This is a genomic window from Acinetobacter sp. AG3 (genome assembly GCF_022343575.1).
Lineage (GTDB): Bacteria > Pseudomonadota > Gammaproteobacteria > Pseudomonadales > Moraxellaceae > Acinetobacter > Acinetobacter guillouiae.
On sequence record NZ_JAKQZD010000001.1, the window covers coordinates 1,598,577 to 1,616,713 of the forward strand.

An 18,137-nucleotide genomic window follows, 5' to 3' on the forward strand; every position below is an offset into this window, starting at 1 on the left:
CTCCAAAAGCGATAAATTTTTACAAACCAAATAATGGAGGCTATTTTAGATGAGTTCAGCACAAAATAGAAATTATCCTGTGTTATTTGTCGTGAAATTACCCTTGAAAGTATTTTAGAAAGTGTTATGTTGAATATACGTACAATAGCGTATAGGAGCACTGACATGACAACGACAAAGTTTGAAGCGACTCCGACTCCAAATGAAAGCATTGATTTAAAAGATATTAGTGCTGAAAAAGTGAAAGAAGCATGGAAGAATTACGAAGCTAAGCCTGAATTCAAGGAATTCAATAAGCATGACATGATTGAATCTATGCAAAGCCCCAAGCCAGATGAGTCAAAGGCTTAATCAATAAAAAGCGTTCATTGCGATATGAGCGCTTTTTTCTATTCATTTATTTTATATTAATTCCGAACAATAAATCTTTATGATAGAGATTGATCACAAAACAGACATTATCATTCCGTTTAATAAAATTGGTGAACCGGAGTGGGATGTTAAAACTCGCCTAATTTTAGAATCTCTTGCTGATTTAAATGATGATGAGATTGCACCTGCAATTGATGATGAGCAAATTTTAAAACTTGAACAGCGTTTAAATTGTCGCTTACCTGAATCTTTAAAGATCTTCTATCAACACTTTGGGATTGCTGATATTGGTGAGCAATTACAGCAATTTGATGATATTGGCTACTTAAAAGATATTTGGGCAAATGCACCGCAATATGCGCCTGAATTTAGTCAGACTGATTTAGCAGTTTTACCTCATCTGATTACATTTAGTGATTATCTTGGTAATGGCAATATGTTTTGTTTTCATGATATTAGCAAAGAAATCTATTACTTTGATCATGACGACACGCCTTATTTAAGTAAAATATTGGACTCTGTGGATGACTATATTAAAGGTTGTCTGATTTTAGTACAGTCTGAGTTTTTTGCTGAAGCGCATCCAGATGAGGTGGATGAATGGGTAGAGGAACGGTTTATTGCGTTATTTAATGAGCAAATACTCAAGAAATGGCGTTATTAATATAAATTACCTTGAACATGCTAAGCAGTTTCTTATTTTACTGTACTAAATCAAAATTTTATCTTGAAATAGGAAAGCGCTGAATAAGAATAAGCTCTGGTAAAAATGCCCAATTGAATTGGGCATTTTTTATGGTCTATTTTAATAATGCAACTTTGGCATTATTTTAAAAGAGGAGGAATGGCTTCGTAGTTGATTTCAACACGGCGGTTTTCTTTCCAAGCCGCTTCATCATGACCAGCATTGATCGGCATTTCTTTACCGTAGCTTACTGCTTCTAATTGGTTTGCTTTAACACCATTGGTGATCAGGTAGCTTTCAACAGCTTTAGCACGACGCTCACCTAAAGCCATGTTGTACTCACGTGTACCACGTTCATCTGTATGACCTGTTAATGCCACTTTAGAGTTGGCATTGGCAATCAAGAACTGTGCATGTGCTTGTAGTGTTTGGTAGTCATCATTGGAAAGATCACTACTGTCATAATCAAAATGTACCACACGTTTTGCTAAAAATGCTTTATTGGCTTCAGTCACGCCTTTAGATGAAGCACCATTTAAATTTTGTGCATTTAAAGCAGCATCTTCACTTAAACCACTGGTATTTACTGTCGTCGCACTATTTGGATTGGTTCCTGATTCTACAGTGGCAGCAGGTTTACGGCTTGCACAACCTGTCATCACCAAGCTTGCTGCTAATAAGGGTAAAGCTAGATATTGAATTGACTTCATGTTGATCTCCGGTATTTCAATTTTAAATAAGTGATTTACATCTTGATTAAATTATTTAGGGGCCCAAGCAGGTTCACGTACTTCACCTTGTTCGCTTGGTAAGTTCATGCGGAAGCGACCATCTGTAGACATGATCGCCAATAAGCCACGATTACCCTCACGTGTTGCATAAACCACCATTTGCCCATTTGGAGAAAAGCTTGGTGATTCATCTAAACTTGTTGGTGTCAAAATATTGGTGATACCTGTAGAAATTTCCTGAATGGCAACTTTGTAGTTACTACCAGAAGGGCGGTGTACCAATGCCACATATTTACCATCGGCACTTAATGTACCACGTGCATTAAATGCACCACGGAAAGTTAAACGTTTGGTCGAGCCATCATCAAAACTATAACGGTAAATTTGTGCTGATCCACCACGGTCAGATGTGAAAATAAACGATTTTCCATCTGGAGCATAACGTGCTTCTGTGTCAATTGCGCTATCGTTAGTCATGCGCTTCACTTGACGTGAATCTAAATCCATTTGATAAACTTCAGGATTTCCATGCATAGACGCAGTAAACAGCATTGATTTCCCATCAGGAGAGAAACTTGGTGCACCATTTAAACCGCGAAATGCAGCGAGTTTTTCTCGTGCACCTGTGGCTAAGTCTTGGATATAAATAGCAGGGCGCTTGGTTTCAAATGAAACATATGCAATTTTTTTCGCATCTGGCGTCCAAGCAGGTGAGAGAATAGGATCTCTTGAACTTAATACCGTTTTAGGCTGCTCACCATCGGTATCTGCAATTTGTAAGGTATAACGAGTCTCTGGTGTTGCAGGGTTACGTAACACATAAGCAATACGTCCTGTGAAGTCGCCTTGAATCCCTGTAAGCGCTTGATAAATTGCGTCACTGATCATATGTGCCGCAGAACGCACACGTGATGCTGGGATTGAGAGCAATTCATTTAATAGGAATTTTTGCTTTTCAACATCATAGAGTTGGTAATGTACTGCCAATGAACCATCTGCATTGGTTTTAGAGTCACCTAAAACCACATAAGGAACCCCAGCCGCTTTCCATGCTTCTGCATTTATATTGTTTATGTTTGCAGTTGCAGGAAGATTTTTTGATGAACTGGTAAAGCGCCCAGAACGATTTAAATCTTGTTCAACAATAGGGTAGATAGATTGATCATTACTAAATGGAATGATGGCAATTTTAGGTGCAGATTCAGGTGCTTTGGCAATTTCTAATTGCAATTGTGCATATGATGTGGTGATCAATGCTGGACTAAATGCAACAATAATTGCGAATCCTAATAGATGTTTAGGCATGATTTTCATTGGACTTCATGTACTCAAATATCAATTTTTAACTATGCTTAGCTTTGTAGCACAAAGACATGATTTTAATCTATATAAAGCATGTAATTGTGAACAAAAGATTATCATTGAACAGATTTACTAAAAAAATTAAATTCAAATTTATTACACCAATGAATTTCGGCTTGATCTTTGGGTATTTTAAATGGTGCAGCTGTAAAAATTACTTTTTTATAGATTTGACAACAATGCCATTTTTGCTGTCATTAAAATATATTATCTCGTGTTGAATAGAGACTTATTCAGCACGGAATTTGATGCGAATCACTTTTAATAATTGATTGAGCGATGACTGTTTAGACATTTCAAAAGGTGCTGTTTGCTGAATCGCCGTTTTGATTGCGTTTGAAAACGCTTCGCTGTCTTGTTCTGTGATTAAAATATCTTTTATATTCCCGCTGTCATCTAAGTAAATAATAACATCGGCATTTTCTTGGATAATTGTTAAATTTTTCAACTTTTTAACAATCCGATTGACTCTAGCGGTATTTATCCGCTGAGCCATTTGACTTTGTTGAAGTAATGCTTCTGTTGTTGGTACAGACGGTTTGTTTTCGTATGATGCAGAAGGTGGGTGTTGTTGCGTATTTACTTCAAGTATTTTTTCTTGCTCGATATTTTTTGCAAATAATAATGTAGTTGGAAAAAATAATGAAATTGCTACAAATATGGGTTTAACTCGCATTTGATTTTTCCGAGTGATTGTTCTTGTATTAAATTACACCCTGCCAAGACAGGGTGTAATTTTAAAATTATTTCACTGTAAAATTTGCACTAAAACTTCGTGCTTCGCGTCTGGCATCTGGATCAGATGGCATTGGGAAAGGTGCAGCATTGCGAACTGCTTGTTCCACACTTGCTTTTACATCTGGGTCTGATGCATTGACAATGATCGAGGCCACAGAACCGCTATCCGTTAGTGTAACACGAGCTGTTGCCTTTTGACCTGTTGAGCCAGCTGGCATACGCCAAGCATTCCGAACTTTACTTTCGAAGTCCTTTTTCGCAGAAGATGCAACTTTTCTCGCTTCTGCCTTTTTATTTGCAGCAGCTTCTTTGGCTTTTTCAGCAGCAGAGGCTTTTTCTTCATCTAATTCGCGTGCTAGATCAGCTTTACGTTTTGCGTCCGCATCCGCTTTGGCTTTTGCAGCAGCATCTGCTTTGGCTTTTGCAGCAGCATCTGCTTTAGCCTTTGCAGCAGCGTCCGCTTTGGCTTTTGCATTAGCATCTGCCTTGGCTTTTTCAGCAGCGTCTGCCTTGGCTTTTGCAGCAGCATCTGCTTTGGCTTTTGCATTAGCATCCGCTTTGGCTTTTTCAGCAGCGTCCGCTTTAGCCTTTGCAGCAGCGTCCGCTTTGGCTTTTGCATTAGCATCCGCTTTAGCCTTTGCAGCAGCATCTGCTTTAGCTTTTGCAGCAGCATCCGTTTTGGCTTTTGCGTTAGCATCTGCTTTAGCTTTTGCAGCAGCATCCGCTTTGGCTTGTTGGGCCTTATCTGCGGCTTCTTTTCTGACTTTTTCTGCAGCTTCTGCTTTGCTTTTTGCTTCGGCATTGAGTCTTGCGAGTCTAGCTTTTTCCGCAGCATCCGCTTTGGCTTTTTGAAGCGCCTCTTGCTTAGCCTTAGCTGCTGCATCTGCTTTAGATCTTGCTTCAGCTTCAGCCTTAGCTTTCTCAGCAGCATTTTTAGCCTGCTTTACTTTTTCAGCTGCCTCTTGTTTGGCTTTTTCCGCAGCATCTGCTTTAGCTTGAGAAAGTTTTAAGGCTTTTTCTTGTGCTGCTTTAGCCGCTGCCATAGCCAATTGCTGTTCTAATGCGGCTGCCTTGGCCTGTTCGGCAGCTTTTTGTGTATCTATCGCCTTGGTATCTGGTGTGTTATTTGCTTCAGTTGGAATTTCTGCTGCAGTTTGATCGGGTTCCGCTGTTTGCTGAGTATTTTCTGCAACCTTGCTATCTGCCGTTTCAGTGGCATCAGTTTCTACTAAAGGCTTGGGTTCAGGCGGTGGTAAATCTTCAGGCTTAATTAAAACGGTTTTAATTTGCTTGGGTGGCTCAGGTGGTTGACTTAAACCGAGAAAAAGTAAGCCAGTAATCGCCACCACATGAATACCTAGGGTAAATCCAAGTGCAATCGCTTTTTCTTTAGATTGTGGCTTTTGAATATTTTTCATAACTTACTTTACAGACTCTGTCAGTAAACCCACTTGGCTTAAACCAGCATCTTGCAGTGTAGACATGAGTTTCATGACTTCACCATAAGGGCGTGATTCACTACCATTGATCAAGACACTCAATTGCTTGTTATTTGCTTGAGCCTGTTGCTGATTTTCTGTAAGTACTGTTTTTAACTCATCTAAAGTTAAAACCTCATTTTTATGGTTTTTGTCTTCAAGTTTAATCGTACCATCTGCTTCTAAAGTCACGATGGCTGGTCGGTCTTCAGATTGAATCGGATTATTGTTTGCTTGAGGTAAATCAACTTTAACACCCGTGGTAATCATGGGTGCTGTCACCATAAAAATAACCAATAAAACCAACATGACGTCGATATAGGGAACGACATTCATATCACTTTTTAAAGGCTTTTTGACGCGCTCAAAACGTCCAGAACGTTGGATTGTCATTATTCATCTTCCTGTGTAGTTCCCACAGACTGACGTTGTAATAGCGCCACCATTTCTTCTGCAAATAATGCACGATCTGAATAAATTTCTTCGCCTTTTGCAGTGTAATGGTTAAATGCTAGTACTGCTGGTATTGCAGCAAATAAACCAATCGCAGTTGCAATCAATGCTTCAGCAATACCTGGTGCAACAGTGGCTAAGGTAACTTGTTCAACCTGAGCTAAGCCAATGAATGCACTCATAATGCCCCAAACAGTACCAAATAAACCAATATAAGGTGCGACAGAACCGATACTGGCGAGAGAGCTTAAGCCTTGCTCTAAACGGCCTTGATCACGACTGAGTCCTACACGCAAGATACGTTCAGTACCTTCAATCATTGATGCAGTTTCAGCATGACGTTTTTTAAGTTTTAAAAACTCACTTAAACCTTGATAGAAAATATCTTCTAAACCGCTTCGCTTAGAATTAAGCTGAGCATTGTTATATAAGGTATTGAGTTCAGCACCAGACCAGAAGATTTTTTGGAAATGCTCATCGCCTTGATGTGCTTTCTTATAGCCCATATGCAACTTGGCAATCAAATACCAACTAAAAACGGATGCGAGTACTAAGATTAGCATCACCAATTGAACCACAGGGCTCGCTTGTAAAATTAAATCAGAGATGTGTAAAGAAGATTCTAGTTGTGTTGCCATAGTTACATGTGCCAAAAGTATTTTTTATTCGTGAGCTAATTCTCGAAGAATTAAATCACGGATTTCGTCAGGAATTCTACGAGGTTTCATATCTGTACTTAAACATGCCAATTCCACCTCGCCAGAAGCAAGCATGATTTCACCACGATATATATTCTGTTGCAACACAAATGACGAAGCTTTACATGAAACTACACTTGCTGTAACAGTAATAAGATCGTCCATGAGTATAGGGCGAGAATATTTCAATGCAATTTTATGCACGACAAAATTGTAATCTTTTTGATGCCAATAGTGGTCAATACCGGATGCACGTAGCCATTCTGTCCGTGCGCGTTCCATAAAGCGGATATGATTGGCATGGTATACGATACCGCCTGCATCTGTATCTTCGATATATACACGGATTTGGAATTCGAATTTATTACTCATGTTGCTATGCATTCCTGTGTTGTTTATTGCATATCTATCAATTGCTTGCCAGTATTTACTTGCACTGATTCAATTTCAAATCATTCAGTTGAAAAAACAAGAACTTTATCTTGCTGATCTGATTGCTTGATTGAATTTTACAATACCTATAAGGGAACCTATCAACTACGCCAAAAGCATCTATGAGATGTTTTGAGAGAAACGGAAATCTACATGAACAGCAGACTGTTGCTTGAACAGTACGTGTATATAAGCTTTAGAGGCTATATTGTAGAAAAGTAAATTGATTTGCCCCACTTATAAATTTGCACAAGAGTTTAACCCTGACTTTGGCGCGAATTTTAGCACAAGGTCTGCTTTCTCAAATGGCACAAGATTACAATCCGAATGAGGAGAGTAAGGGTGAAGGAGATTAGGTTAGGGGATTCTGTAAATGAAGTGGCATCACTGAGTACTGTATTACTCTCACGGTCATACTCAAAAGTTAAATTAGGAAATATCGCGCAATGGTAAAGCAGCTGATACAAAAGATTGATTGAAGCATGGACTTCTGAGTGAGGACGGTCACTTAGATGCCCCAGTTTTTATGTGATGTAAACATTTTTGCTATTGCAAACATTCCAAAAAAAACAACGACTGCTTCAACACCAGTTGTTTGATGTGTCTCATTTACTAAGATCGCATATGTAGCTAAAAATAATGCAATTGCATATATTAAAAAATTTATTATATTTGCCATTTAAAACTTCTCTTATTAATATAAATTAACAATATCATACTAATTCTAAGAGCAAATATATGAAATTTAAAATTCTATTACTTTTATTGTTAAGTTCTTCTGCTTTCGCAAATAAAGCCGATGAATGCAAAATTGTTGAAGAGACAGCCGACATGATCATTCAAATGCGCCAAGGAGGGATTGATTTAAAGAAAGTATTTGATGATACAAAGGATGGGTTAATGGAACATCAAGCTCAGTTATTAGAGGACATGATTGCTGATGCGCTATCTAAGCCCGTGTATGTAACAATGCTAGGGCAGCAGAAGGCCATAAATGAGTTTGTCACTGGCTGGAAAAAATCGTGCTTAAAATCAAATAACGGTAAATAACTCATCCCAACTAAAATAATTTTGAGTAAATTTACCTAAGTTCATTTCATCATTTTCATGTTGTTTTTGAGCATGATTATGTTAATGTTTTGAAAACAATTATTAATATTTCTTATAACTTCACAAAGAGAAAAATATACATGTTTAGAAGAATAGTAATTTTCCTAGCTTCCTTATTATTTTTATTAAATTCAGCTTTAGTTAACGCTTCAATTGGTGGATGGACACTATCAAATCCTACTGCTGTAGGAGCATCAATTTTATATGATGGAACAAAAGGTTCGCTTACATCTTCTGTTCTAATCTCACCTAATGCTTCACAAGTTGCTAAGGTTTTACGTGGAGGTGTAGCAGGTATTGCACTATCTTTTGCTGTTGAGCAATTATTAGGTGCTGTTGATTGGGTGATGGATCCTGCGAATAATTTGATCCGCTATAAAGAAAAGGGTCAAGTTGGTAAATCATACATTTATTTCTGTACTGGATCTTCTGCTGATCGTTGCAATTCGTCAAATGCTTTAATGTATCGACACGCCGATAATGCGGACTTAATTGCTTTGTGTACATCTTTTGGTATTCAACTTGGTAGAGTGCAAAATGGTCAAATTGCTTATCTGCATGCAGATCGCTATTGTGTTATTCATAATTCAATTTTTGGTAAATTTGATTATCTTGTGGAAGATAAGACTAAAACCCTCTCCCTCATAACCGTTGCCCAACAAGTCATTGAAAATGCAGAAAGTGATAATCTTGATGCACAGTTTACTGTTTTAGCAGCAGCTACAAATATTTTGTCAGAGGCTGAACAGGATGATTCTAAAGCTAAACCAATAGCTGATGAGTTGGATAACAATTCTAAATGTCCAAGCGGTATTGTTAGAAATGGTAGTTGCTGGGTTTGTGATAAATCTCTATTTATGCCATACACTCGCGCCACAAGAGATGCTAAAAATGCTACAAGAGGGAAAAGTTGTAAGAATGTAACAGATACAACTGTGAAAGCAGCTAATGCAACTCTTTTTAGAAATTTAATCAATGCAAGAGTTCAAGAAAATGCTTGTTGGTTACCTCCTGATCCAAACCACGCTATTGCTTTGATTGATGCACAAAATGCCTTGAGTCTATGTGAAAATTAATTATGAATGCAGATATTAAAGATCAACTTGAGAAAACTTTTCCACCTTTTGAATTGGGTGAAAATCGCTCATTGTTAGAATGTGATTTTTTCGATACTTATTATTGTTATTTTGACCAAATTGATGATGATTTCCTGTCACAAAGACAAATGTCTACTGAAGACTTGTTTCTTAAAATTAACTTTGATTGGCCAGAATTTTACTTACAAATTGGACTTGAAGCAGCTCACTTACGTAGTAGGCCAAATGAACGGATCAGAACATGGAAAGATGTGAGCTATGAGTATTTATATTATTTTGGACAGGAGTGTTATAGTTTAAGTTCAGAAGGTTTTAAATTCTATTTGCCTGCTGCGATTTATCACTTCCTAACAACTGATCAAAACAAGGCTTTTATGGATAGTTTTGGTGTTAGGCTAAATACACGATGGGGTGAAGATAATCATGTTTTTAGTGATGCTCAAAAAGAATTTATTGCCAAATTTAAAAGAGAACATTGCTGATACTCACAATCTGAGCATCAGCTATAAAGCGATTACGAAACTTTCGTAGTTAGTTTTTCAAAAAGGGTCTGCACAAACATCAGACCCTTTTTTACATTAAAGATTTCTACATAGATCAACAATTAAGCCGATTTAAGGATCTCATAAAAGTAGACCTAGAGTCGACCAAAATAGATGCTAATTATTCCTAAATATTGATTAATAAAGTTGATTTTAAGTAACATATTGAATAAGCCGTTTAAATAACTTTGTACAACAAAGCCTTTTACATCCTAAAAAGTAGGTGGCATATACGTTAAAGTACGACCAAGAATCCACAATAAGAATAAAACTAAGGGTAAATGAAAGACAAGCTGGGTAACTGTAAACCCAATAACATCTTTAGCTTTTAACTTTAAAATTCCCAGCATAGGTAACATAAAGAAAGGATTAATTAAGTTAGGTAAAGCTTCTGCTGCATTATAAATCTGAACAGACCAGCCTAAATGTACTTTCAGATCGTGTGCAGCCTGCATGACATAAGGTGCTTCAATAATCCACTTACCACCACCTGATGGAATGAAGAAACCTAAAATAGCTGAATATAACCCCATGACAATTGCAAAGGTTTCTTTGGATGCAATCGATACAAAAAATTCAGCAATATAATGAGATAGAGATAAATCCTGTGCGTTCATTGCACTTGTCATGATAAAAGCAATACTTCCATAGAGTGGAAATTGAATCAGTACGCCAGAAACCGCAGGGACAGCTTTAGAAACGGCATTTAAAAAATTTCGAGGCGTTCCGTGTAAAGCAATACCGAGCATTAAGAAGATAAAGTTGTAAGTGTTTAAACTGGAAATGGCAATAATCGGATTGCTTTTTGTAAATTCATTAAACATCCAGATCAGACCTAAAACCACAATTAAAATGCTCAGAATAGGGGAGTTTTCCAGCCAGTCACCTGGGCGTTTTTGGCTTTGAACTTCGGTCTTTTCATCTTCAAAATGAATATCAAATTCATCAATGGTTTTTATGCTATTGCCTTTAGGTGCAGACCAGAATGCAATGGCAATTGATACGATAATCAATACGGCAGTCATAATCATAGACTGTGGTAAAAAGATCGTTTCAGTAAAAGGAATGATACCGGTTAAGTCATAAAGTGGTTCAGGTAAGCTTGCTTTGTTTGCCTGTAACTGGGCAGCGGAAGAACTAATACCCAGTGCCCAAGTTGCACCCATACCAATAATAGCGGCTGCGGCAGCTGCACGATAATCCATATTCAGCTCTTTACGCTTGGATAGTGCAATCACCAAAAGGGCAGTTAAAACCGTACTCATGGCCCAGTTAATCAGTGAAATCAACAGACTGACGGTCGCTACAAAAACAATAGCATTCCTTCCAGATGTGGGAATCTGAGCCATTTTTTGGATCAGCATTTCGACCGGTTTAGATACTGAAACGACATAACCAACGACAATCAACATACACATTTGCATCGTAAATGGAATCAAACTCCAGAAACCATTGCCAAATGAAATTGCGACGTCTTGAACAGATGCTCCTATTCCAATCGCAGCTATGGCGACAATGATGACGCCTAACAGGGCAAAGATATAGGAATCAGGAAACCATTTTTCTGACCAATCACTGACTTTTATTGCAAATTTTTGTAATATATTCTGAGTGTTATCCATATTTAAATATCCTATTTATTCGATTATGAAACCAGTACATCCATGTTGAAAATATTGATTTTCGGGCGATAACGATCAATATCAGTGAGTTTGAATATTTGTATAAAAGACTCTCGAATGAGCTTTAGGGATATGCACTGTTAAATTTTTTTTAAACTCACATTCCATGCAAGTTCACTCAATTTGATTCCTTTTTGTGTTGCTCAGCCAAAATTAGCAACTGTCCTTTTATTAAATTATTAACATTGAATTGGCTTTTTTATAAATTTAAAGTTTTAAACGTACAATAAGAAAAACTCATTAATCAAAAGAGTATGCCCATCTGCATTTGCAGCGTGAAATAAATGATGGCAATTGAATATCCGTTCTATATTTCATAACTTCAACGCTCGACAAAACCCGTTCATTCCAAAATTATTTTTTTGTAATTGTTTAAATAACCAGCATGATTATATGATGATTTGACATTTTTTAACTTTAAACTACTTATGAGCAGCCAATCGAGTATAGGAATTTATATTCAAAGCTGAGTAAAAAGGATGTATCGAGGATAATTTTATAAAATAATAAAATCAAACATTAACAATGATTTATTTATTTTGAATAACAAATTTTTAATGAGATCGATGTAATTAAATAAGCCTATTAAAACCAACAAAAGTTTTTTATTAAGTTTTAATTAAATTAATGTGTAATAACTCTTTACTATGCTTATTGTTTTTTGTATGCTTTTTATTGCAAATGATAATTCTTATCATTCATATTTAGATGTTTTATTTGTTTTCAATTGTTTATGTCGTCCATCTACTGGAATTCTATTTATGAGTAAGTTTAACCTTCGTCCTATTTCAATCGCACTTTTAGGAATTACAACAACTTCAGCCTTTGCAAATAGCAAGGTAGAATCCGATGCTACACAACAACTTTCAACGATTGTTGTTTCTGCTGCGGGTTATGAGCAAAAACTAAAAGATGCACCGGCAAGTATTACTGTGATCACCGCACAAGATCTAAAAGGCAAACGTATAAACTCTATCGCAGATGCTTTAGTTGATGTAGAGGGGGTTGATGTCAGTCTTATGGAAGGAAAAACCGGGGGATTAAATATTCGGATTCGTGGTATGAGTGCGGAATATTCTCTGGTTTTGATTGATGGTCGCCGTCAGAACAGTACTGGAGATATTGCACCAAATGGTTTTGGTGAGTCAAATAACAGTTTTATTCCTCCAGTTTCAGCAATTGAAAGAATTGAGATTATTCGAGGACCTGCTTCTACATTGTATGGTTCTGATGCCATGGGTGGCGTGGTCAATATCATTACAAAAAAAGTTTCAAATGTATGGACAGGCTCTATCACATTAGAAGGGACGTTACTGCCAAACAGTTCTGATTTTGGTAACCATCGTGCAGCAGATGCTTTTCTTAGTGGACCCATTGTTCAGGACTTATTAGGAGTGCAGCTTCGTGCACGAAAGGCTCAACGGAGTCAGTCCAATGTGGGATATCTCGATGTAAATGATAATTCAGTAGAGCTAAACAGGGGTGATAACCCAACCAAATCAGATTTAGAAACTATAGGGGCACGTGTAACATTTACCCCAACTAAACAACACGATCTCTCGGTAGAATATGAAAAAACTGAACAATGGTATGACAACAGTAAGAGTCAACTTGGTACGCTTGGTGCAAATGGTGGTTATGATAAATCGAAAGAATTTAATAGAGATCGACTAACACTTGTACATACATGGCGCAATAAAATAGGGACCTTGGAATCAAATATTAGTAATACTCAAACTGAAACCATTGGTCGCCTTATTCCAGCACGTGCTCAAGCAGGTTCAAGTGTAATTACACCACGTCTTTTAGAAAGTGAGGATACGATTTTTGATACTAAATTGGCCACTCAATATTTTAAAGGACACAATATTACCCTTGGTGGGCAATGGTGGGATGCAAGTATTAAAGACGGATTAAGGGTAAATAAGGAGGTGTCGTTTCAGCAATTGGGTCTTTTTGCTGAAGATACATGGGCACTTACCCCTGATCTAGCTTTAACAACGGGTTTACGTTTTGACAATCATGATACATTTGGTAGTTTTTGGACACCTAGAGCATATTTAGTTTGGAATGCAAATGACAATTGGACATTTAAAGGTGGCTATAGTGAGGGTTATAAAGCGCCTCGCTTGGAGCGCCTGACCAATGGGATTTATAATGTTGGTGGACAAGGACGAACTCCTCTTTTTGGAAGTCCAAATTTAAAACCTGAAACAAGTAATAACTTTGAGCTGGGTACTTATTTTAATAATGGTTCCAATTTTGATGCCAACATCACAGCATTTTTCAGTCAGATTAAAGATAAAATAATTAATGGACCAGTGGAGAGAACCTGTGATGCCAAGGATCTTAAGGTAAAAGCTGACTGTGAAGACGAAATGGCAAGACTTGGTACACCATGGTTAATGCAAGCTGGAGATACTGACAAACGTGCTTGGAATATTACTCGTCCGATCAATGCTCAAAAGGCAGAAAGCTATGGTATTGAAACAGGCTTAAATTGGGAGTTTGTACCGACTTGGAAATTTGGCCTAAATTATACATGGACGGAGGCAGAAATTAAGGACAAAGCGAGCGGTAATCCACCATTAAACGATACGCCTAAACATATGGTCAATGCATCATTAAAATGGCAAGCGGATGATAAAATTCAATTATGGGCGCGAGGCGAATACCGGAGTGAACGTGCGCGTTTTACACCAGACTACTATAATAGTCTACCTGTAGTGAACCAAGACGTTTATGATGCACTAGGTGATTTTAAAGCATATGGTTTGATGCATATGGGATCAAATTTTATTGTAAATGATCAATGGGATATTGCTGTGGGTTTATATAATGTCTTTGATAAAAACTTTGTTGATTATCAAAAAGTAGGCGCAGACTATTTTAATCGGTATAAAAATACCCAAGAAGGACGCCGTGTTCAATTGAGCACAACGTTTAAATTCTAATAAAACTTATCTTCGATTAGCATTATAAAAGCCCTATTTGTATAGGGCTTTTCTATATAAAACTATAAAATAAACAAGGGAATATTGAATATTCCTTTGTTTCGATTATTTGGGTTCAGGTGGTGTCATCCCAAATTGTAAATATGCTTGGTTGGTTGCAATACGCCCACGAGCAGTACGCATAGCATAACCTTGCTGAATCAAATAGGGTTCAATCACATCTTCTAAGGTGCCTGAATCTTCAGCCATTGCTGCAGCTAAAGCTTCAACACCAGCAGGGCCGCCATCAAAACGCTCTAATAACATCGATAAATAACGACGGTCTAAAGTATCTAAACCATCTTTATCAACATTTAACATATCCAATGCACGTTGTGCCATGTGTTGAGTAACTTCACCTGTGCCTTTAACCTGTGCATAGTCACGAACACGACGTAACAAACGGTTAGCAATACGCGGAGTACCACGCGCACGACGAGCAATTTCTTTTGCACCGTCTGCTGTTGTGGGAACATTCATTAATGATGCTGAACGCGCCACAATATGGGTCAAATCTTCAACTGAATAAAATTCTAAACGTTGCACAATTCCAAAACGATCACGCAAAGGTGAGGTGAGTAGACCTGCACGTGTTGTCGCAGCAACCAAGGTAAATGGTGGTAAGTCTAATTTTATCGAACGTGCGCCAGGGCCTTCACCAATCATGATGTCGAGTTGGTAATCTTCCATCGCAGGATAAAGAATTTCTTCAATCACTGGAGAGAGGCGATGAATTTCATCGATAAATAGCACATCACCTTCTTCCAGATTGGTCAGCATTGCAGCCAAATCACCTGCACGTTCCAGTACTGGGCCAGAGGTAGATTTAAGATTTCCCCCCATTTCACGGGCGATAATATTGGCCAATGTGGTTTTACCTAAACCGGGTGGGCCAAAGATCAAGGTATGATCAAGTGCTTCACCACGACCACGAGCAGCACCAATGAAGATTTCCATTTGCTCTCGTACAACAGGTTGGCCTATATAATCATCCAAAGAGGTTGGACGAATGGCACGATCAAAATGATCTTCGGGTTTTTCAGCCCCACTGATTAAACGGTCTTGCATGAGTGTCTTAATCTGTCTTATTTATTCATGGATTTAAGTGCAGCACGGATAATGTCGCTTGCTTCAGTATAGTCTGCTTTCACGGCATTAATCAGTTTTTGTGCTTCCAAAGGTTTATAACCTAAAGATTGCAATGCCGCTTCAGCTTCTGCAACAGCAGAATTGCCCGTAAATTGTATTTGAGTTGAAGTCGAACTACTCGGTGTGGTACCTGTAGCAAAGGCTTTAAAGCGATCACGAAGTTCAATCATTAAACGTTCGGCTGTTTTCGCACCAACGCCAGGCACTTTAACTAAAGTTTTGACATCACCATTCTCAACAGTATGTACCAACATTTCCACACTGAGTGTAGAGAGAATGCCTAAAGCCATTTTAGGACCGACACCATTCACTTTTAGCAGGGTGCGAAAGATGGTTTTTTCTTGAGCATTAGAGAAGCCATATAGCAATTGAGCATCTTCACGGACGGCTAAATGTGTCCATAAGGTAACTTTTTGACCTTTTTGTAATTGGCAAAATGTTGAGAGTGGCGTGTCGATCTCATAACCCACGCCATTTACATTTAAAAGTACGGTAGGTGCTTCTAAAGCTAAGACTTCACCAATAAGACATCCGATCATTGAGTTTGTTCACTTATTTGTTAATGGTTGAATAGTAGATGCCATTTGCTCTAAACGCAAAATTGCTTTAAGAATTTCTTTGCGATTTCGGGCAGATTTTATCCAAGCAGGCAGTCGAGAAAAATAACTGGAATTTCCAGTACTTTGTGTCCTTTCACGTAAACCAGCATGTACAAAAGACTTTAATACTTGTAAATGCTCAAGATTATGTACATAAATGTTCCCGAAACGAGTATGAGCGACTAAATAAAGCTTAAGCCCAAAGTGAGTATGTTCCAACCGATTTGCTTTTGAGAAAACAATTTTTTGAGATTTTAGCATCAGTTTTGAGATTTTTTTACATAAAGGGCAGACTGCTTCAAAATATGAATTTGGGTTTTTAATATTCCGTATTTTTTCATTCACTGTTAGTTGAGCCCCTCCACAGAAGTGGCAACGTTCAGACAGATATACATAATAATAGCCATTAAATTCAATATTATATTGCGTGGAATGACTGTCTAAATGGCGATTGCACTTGCGACAGGTAAATACAAAATGAGCGCGACAATTACAACTATATAGAGTTGTATCTAATGATTGATAATGGACAATACCTGCTGTATCACAATCAGGGCAATGGACCCATTGATCGGCGTAAATAAATTGATATTTATAGATACCATCATCAATATGTCGCGCAGTCATCAGAAAAAACCAACCTTATTACCTTGGAGTTCTTGCGCTAAGTTATAGGCTTGATGGTCTGAAAATTTACTCACAATATCTAAGACTTGCATAATATTGTCATAGTGATGATCACTAAAGCGTGCACCAAAACGTTCTAATATAGACAGTAAACGACCATCTTTAAAACTTAATGTTTTATTCGGTGTGGTAAGGGGAATAAAGGCATCTAAAATATGCTGTAAACTCTGATGGGCAATAATTTCCAAACCTGATTTTTGCGGGTGTTCAAAGATTTTTTCACGGGCAAGATTTTTTGCTCGATCTATCCCGATCTCAATATCCTCAGCGCAGTATTGCAGTAATGAACCTTTTAGCTGGCCTGACAAAATTTGATAATGTTGTTTTGCGAAAGCAGTAGTTACTTCATCGACCAAACGTTTCATAACACGACCACGCAAAGCGGCAATTTTTTGTTGCCAAGTCATATATGGCATACTGAGTTCAGCGGGAACGCCATAATCTCCTAATAAATCAAGAAAAATAGGTTCAACTTCTTCATAGCTGAGCATATTGAGAATAATGCCGTCTTCTAAATCAATTAAGGCATAACAAATGTCATCAGCAGCTTCTAGTAAATACGTCAGTGGATGACGACACCAATGATATTCGCCCAATTGAATTAAACCGAGTTGATCTGCAATCTGTTTAAGAATTTCTTTTTCAGCTTGATAACAGCCAAATTTAGCCCGTTTGCTTGCAGGAGTATTCCCTTGAGATTCGATGGTTTTAGAAAGCCAAGGATACTTTAAGTAAGCTCCTAACGTTGCATAAGTAAGGCGCATACCTCCATCATGAGGATGATAGTCAATTTTAGTAAGCAGTCTTAAACCTTGTGCATTACCTTCGAACTGTCGTACATCTGCTTGTTGTTCAGGGCTCAGGTCTTGTAAAAAATTTGTATGTGCAGCGTCATCAAACCATTCACGAATCGCATATTCACCAGCATGTCCAAAGGGTGGGTTACCGATATCATGTGCTAAACAGGCGGCTTGAATAATCGCCCCTACATCTGCTGGAGAGATCCAAACGGGGAGTTCATTTTTGATTTTTTCAGCAGCGAGCATTCCCAAAGAACGCCCAATACATGACACCTCTAAAGAGTGCGTAAGCCGTGTATGAATACCATCATGTTGGGTTAGTGGATGGACTTGAGTTTTACGATTGAGTTGTCTAAAGCTTTGCGAAAATATAATGCGGTCATAATCTTTATGAAATGGACTTCGTGCCTGTTCTGTACTTTGCTTTTTACTACCTAAACGAACTGTTGAAAGGAGTTCTAACCAACGCATTTGAGTCATTTATCATTATTCATTCTTTCGTTAATCGTATGATGCCAAATTTATTGAA

19 protein-coding genes are annotated in these 18,137 nt (G+C 37.7%); 6 read left to right on the top strand and 13 right to left on the bottom strand.

The annotated features are described in order from the left end of the window. Positions 1-165 precede the first annotated feature (165 nt). Both L3V46_RS07385 and L3V46_RS07390 read left to right on the top strand, forming a co-directional pair. Entirely contained in the window at positions 166-351 is a 186-nt protein-coding gene (locus L3V46_RS07385; RefSeq protein WP_004724542.1) for an NF038105 family protein, read from the top strand. 79 nt (positions 352-430) lie between these two features. Further along, the gene (locus L3V46_RS07390) at positions 431-1,036 is read left to right on the top strand and encodes an SMI1/KNR4 family protein (protein WP_239045332.1); all 606 of its coding nucleotides are present in this window, start codon (positions 431-433) and stop codon (positions 1,034-1,036) included. A gap of 161 nt (positions 1,037-1,197) precedes the next feature. On the opposite strand, the gene pal is transcribed toward L3V46_RS07390, so the two are convergent. The 8 genes from pal to L3V46_RS07430 all read right to left on the bottom strand — a co-directional run bounded on the left by pal (position 1,198) and on the right by L3V46_RS07430 (position 7,628). Then, complete coding sequence (gene pal, locus L3V46_RS07395; protein WP_239045333.1) at positions 1,198-1,767, bottom strand: peptidoglycan-associated lipoprotein Pal; 570 nt, start codon at positions 1,765-1,767, stop codon at positions 1,198-1,200. A 51-nt stretch (positions 1,768-1,818) separates the two neighbouring features. Then, a complete protein-coding gene (gene tolB, locus L3V46_RS07400) occupies positions 1,819-3,102 on the bottom strand; it encodes a Tol-Pal system beta propeller repeat protein TolB (RefSeq protein WP_004724537.1) in 1,284 nt (427 codons plus the stop codon). Positions 3,103-3,379: 277 nt separating this feature from the next. Beyond that, a complete protein-coding gene (locus L3V46_RS07405; protein WP_034611744.1) occupies positions 3,380-3,826 on the bottom strand; it encodes a hypothetical protein in 447 nt (148 codons plus the stop codon). A 67-nt stretch (positions 3,827-3,893) separates the two neighbouring features. Then, positions 3,894-5,306 carry a cell envelope integrity protein TolA gene (tolA, locus tag L3V46_RS07410; RefSeq protein ID WP_239045334.1) on the bottom strand — a complete coding sequence of 471 codons (1,413 nt, stop codon included), beginning with the start codon at positions 5,304-5,306 and terminating at the stop codon, positions 3,894-3,896. Between the two features lie 3 nt (positions 5,307-5,309). Continuing rightward, positions 5,310-5,759, bottom strand: coding sequence for a protein TolR (tolR, locus tag L3V46_RS07415; protein WP_004724530.1), 450 nt, complete (start codon positions 5,757-5,759; stop codon positions 5,310-5,312). Beyond that, positions 5,759-6,457 carry a protein TolQ gene (tolQ, locus tag L3V46_RS07420; protein ID WP_004724528.1) on the bottom strand — a complete coding sequence of 233 codons (699 nt, stop codon included), beginning with the start codon at positions 6,455-6,457 and terminating at the stop codon, positions 5,759-5,761. The genes tolR and tolQ overlap by 1 nt, the downstream gene beginning before the upstream one ends. A gap of 24 nt (positions 6,458-6,481) precedes the next feature. After that, positions 6,482-6,889 (bottom strand): tol-pal system-associated acyl-CoA thioesterase, encoded by a 408-nt coding sequence (ybgC, locus tag L3V46_RS07425; RefSeq protein WP_004724526.1) that lies wholly within the window; start codon positions 6,887-6,889, stop codon positions 6,482-6,484. Positions 6,890-7,457: 568 nt separating this feature from the next. Next, entirely contained in the window at positions 7,458-7,628 is a 171-nt protein-coding gene (locus L3V46_RS07430) for a hypothetical protein (protein ID WP_239045335.1), read from the bottom strand. Positions 7,629-7,687: 59 nt separating this feature from the next. Here L3V46_RS07430 and L3V46_RS07435 point away from each other — a divergent pair, with 59 nt between their 5' ends. The 3 genes from L3V46_RS07435 to L3V46_RS07445 all read left to right on the top strand — a co-directional run bounded on the left by L3V46_RS07435 (position 7,688) and on the right by L3V46_RS07445 (position 9,638). After that, entirely contained in the window at positions 7,688-7,999 is a 312-nt protein-coding gene (locus tag L3V46_RS07435; RefSeq protein WP_239045336.1) for a hypothetical protein, read from the top strand. A 140-nt stretch (positions 8,000-8,139) separates the two neighbouring features. Beyond that, the gene (locus L3V46_RS07440) at positions 8,140-9,135 is read left to right on the top strand and encodes a hypothetical protein (protein WP_239045337.1); all 996 of its coding nucleotides are present in this window, start codon (positions 8,140-8,142) and stop codon (positions 9,133-9,135) included. 2 nt (positions 9,136-9,137) lie between these two features. Further along, complete coding sequence (locus L3V46_RS07445) at positions 9,138-9,638, top strand: hypothetical protein (protein ID WP_239045338.1); 501 nt, start codon at positions 9,138-9,140, stop codon at positions 9,636-9,638. 272 nt (positions 9,639-9,910) lie between these two features. Here the strand turns inward: L3V46_RS07445 and L3V46_RS07450 are convergent, their stop codons facing one another. Next, entirely contained in the window at positions 9,911-11,320 is a 1,410-nt protein-coding gene (locus L3V46_RS07450) for a TIGR00366 family protein (RefSeq protein WP_239045339.1), read from the bottom strand. Positions 11,321-12,141: 821 nt separating this feature from the next. Here L3V46_RS07450 and L3V46_RS07455 point away from each other — a divergent pair. After that, complete coding sequence (locus L3V46_RS07455; RefSeq protein ID WP_239045340.1) at positions 12,142-14,334, top strand: TonB-dependent receptor; 2,193 nt, start codon at positions 12,142-12,144, stop codon at positions 14,332-14,334. A 105-nt stretch (positions 14,335-14,439) separates the two neighbouring features. Here L3V46_RS07455 and ruvB read toward each other — a convergent pair whose 3' ends face one another. Genes ruvB through L3V46_RS07475 form a run of 4 tightly spaced genes read right to left on the bottom strand, consistent with a single transcriptional unit; the run spans position 14,440 to position 18,088 of the window. Then, positions 14,440-15,441, bottom strand: coding sequence for a Holliday junction branch migration DNA helicase RuvB (ruvB, locus tag L3V46_RS07460; RefSeq protein WP_004724408.1), 1,002 nt, complete (start codon positions 15,439-15,441; stop codon positions 14,440-14,442). Positions 15,442-15,458: 17 nt separating this feature from the next. Beyond that, entirely contained in the window at positions 15,459-16,061 is a 603-nt protein-coding gene (gene ruvA, locus L3V46_RS07465) for a Holliday junction branch migration protein RuvA (RefSeq protein WP_239045341.1), read from the bottom strand. Positions 16,062-16,070: 9 nt separating this feature from the next. Next, positions 16,071-16,748 (bottom strand): hypothetical protein, encoded by a 678-nt coding sequence (locus L3V46_RS07470; protein WP_239045342.1) that lies wholly within the window; start codon positions 16,746-16,748, stop codon positions 16,071-16,073. Continuing rightward, positions 16,748-18,088 (bottom strand): deoxyguanosinetriphosphate triphosphohydrolase, encoded by a 1,341-nt coding sequence (locus tag L3V46_RS07475; RefSeq protein WP_004724400.1) that lies wholly within the window; start codon positions 18,086-18,088, stop codon positions 16,748-16,750. The genes L3V46_RS07470 and L3V46_RS07475 overlap by 1 nt, the downstream gene beginning before the upstream one ends. Between the last annotated feature and the right edge of the window lie 49 nt (positions 18,089-18,137).

Coding starts and splice junctions, on each gene's coding strand:
- L3V46_RS07385 (WP_004724542.1), top strand. CDS start 166: ATGACAACGACAAAGTTTGAAGCGACTCCGACTCCAAATGAAAGCATT.
- L3V46_RS07390 (WP_239045332.1), top strand. CDS start 431: ATGATAGAGATTGATCACAAAACAGACATTATCATTCCGTTTAATAAA.
- pal (WP_239045333.1), bottom strand. CDS start 1,767: ATGAAGTCAATTCAATATCTAGCTTTACCCTTATTAGCAGCAAGCTTG.
- tolB (WP_004724537.1), bottom strand. CDS start 3,102: ATGAAAATCATGCCTAAACATCTATTAGGATTCGCAATTATTGTTGCA.
- L3V46_RS07405 (WP_034611744.1), bottom strand. CDS start 3,826: ATGCGAGTTAAACCCATATTTGTAGCAATTTCATTATTTTTTCCAACT.
- tolA (WP_239045334.1), bottom strand. CDS start 5,306: ATGAAAAATATTCAAAAGCCACAATCTAAAGAAAAAGCGATTGCACTT.
- tolR (WP_004724530.1), bottom strand. CDS start 5,759: ATGACAATCCAACGTTCTGGACGTTTTGAGCGCGTCAAAAAGCCTTTA.
- tolQ (WP_004724528.1), bottom strand. CDS start 6,457: ATGGCAACACAACTAGAATCTTCTTTACACATCTCTGATTTAATTTTA.
- ybgC (WP_004724526.1), bottom strand. CDS start 6,889: ATGAGTAATAAATTCGAATTCCAAATCCGTGTATATATCGAAGATACA.
- L3V46_RS07430 (WP_239045335.1), bottom strand. CDS start 7,628: ATGGCAAATATAATAAATTTTTTAATATATGCAATTGCATTATTTTTA.
- L3V46_RS07435 (WP_239045336.1), top strand. CDS start 7,688: ATGAAATTTAAAATTCTATTACTTTTATTGTTAAGTTCTTCTGCTTTC.
- L3V46_RS07440 (WP_239045337.1), top strand. CDS start 8,140: ATGTTTAGAAGAATAGTAATTTTCCTAGCTTCCTTATTATTTTTATTA.
- L3V46_RS07445 (WP_239045338.1), top strand. CDS start 9,138: ATGAATGCAGATATTAAAGATCAACTTGAGAAAACTTTTCCACCTTTT.
- L3V46_RS07450 (WP_239045339.1), bottom strand. CDS start 11,320: ATGGATAACACTCAGAATATATTACAAAAATTTGCAATAAAAGTCAGT.
- L3V46_RS07455 (WP_239045340.1), top strand. CDS start 12,142: ATGAGTAAGTTTAACCTTCGTCCTATTTCAATCGCACTTTTAGGAATT.
- ruvB (WP_004724408.1), bottom strand. CDS start 15,441: ATGCAAGACCGTTTAATCAGTGGGGCTGAAAAACCCGAAGATCATTTT.
- ruvA (WP_239045341.1), bottom strand. CDS start 16,061: ATGATCGGATGTCTTATTGGTGAAGTCTTAGCTTTAGAAGCACCTACC.
- L3V46_RS07470 (WP_239045342.1), bottom strand. CDS start 16,748: ATGACTGCGCGACATATTGATGATGGTATCTATAAATATCAATTTATT.
- L3V46_RS07475 (WP_004724400.1), bottom strand. CDS start 18,088: ATGACTCAAATGCGTTGGTTAGAACTCCTTTCAACAGTTCGTTTAGGT.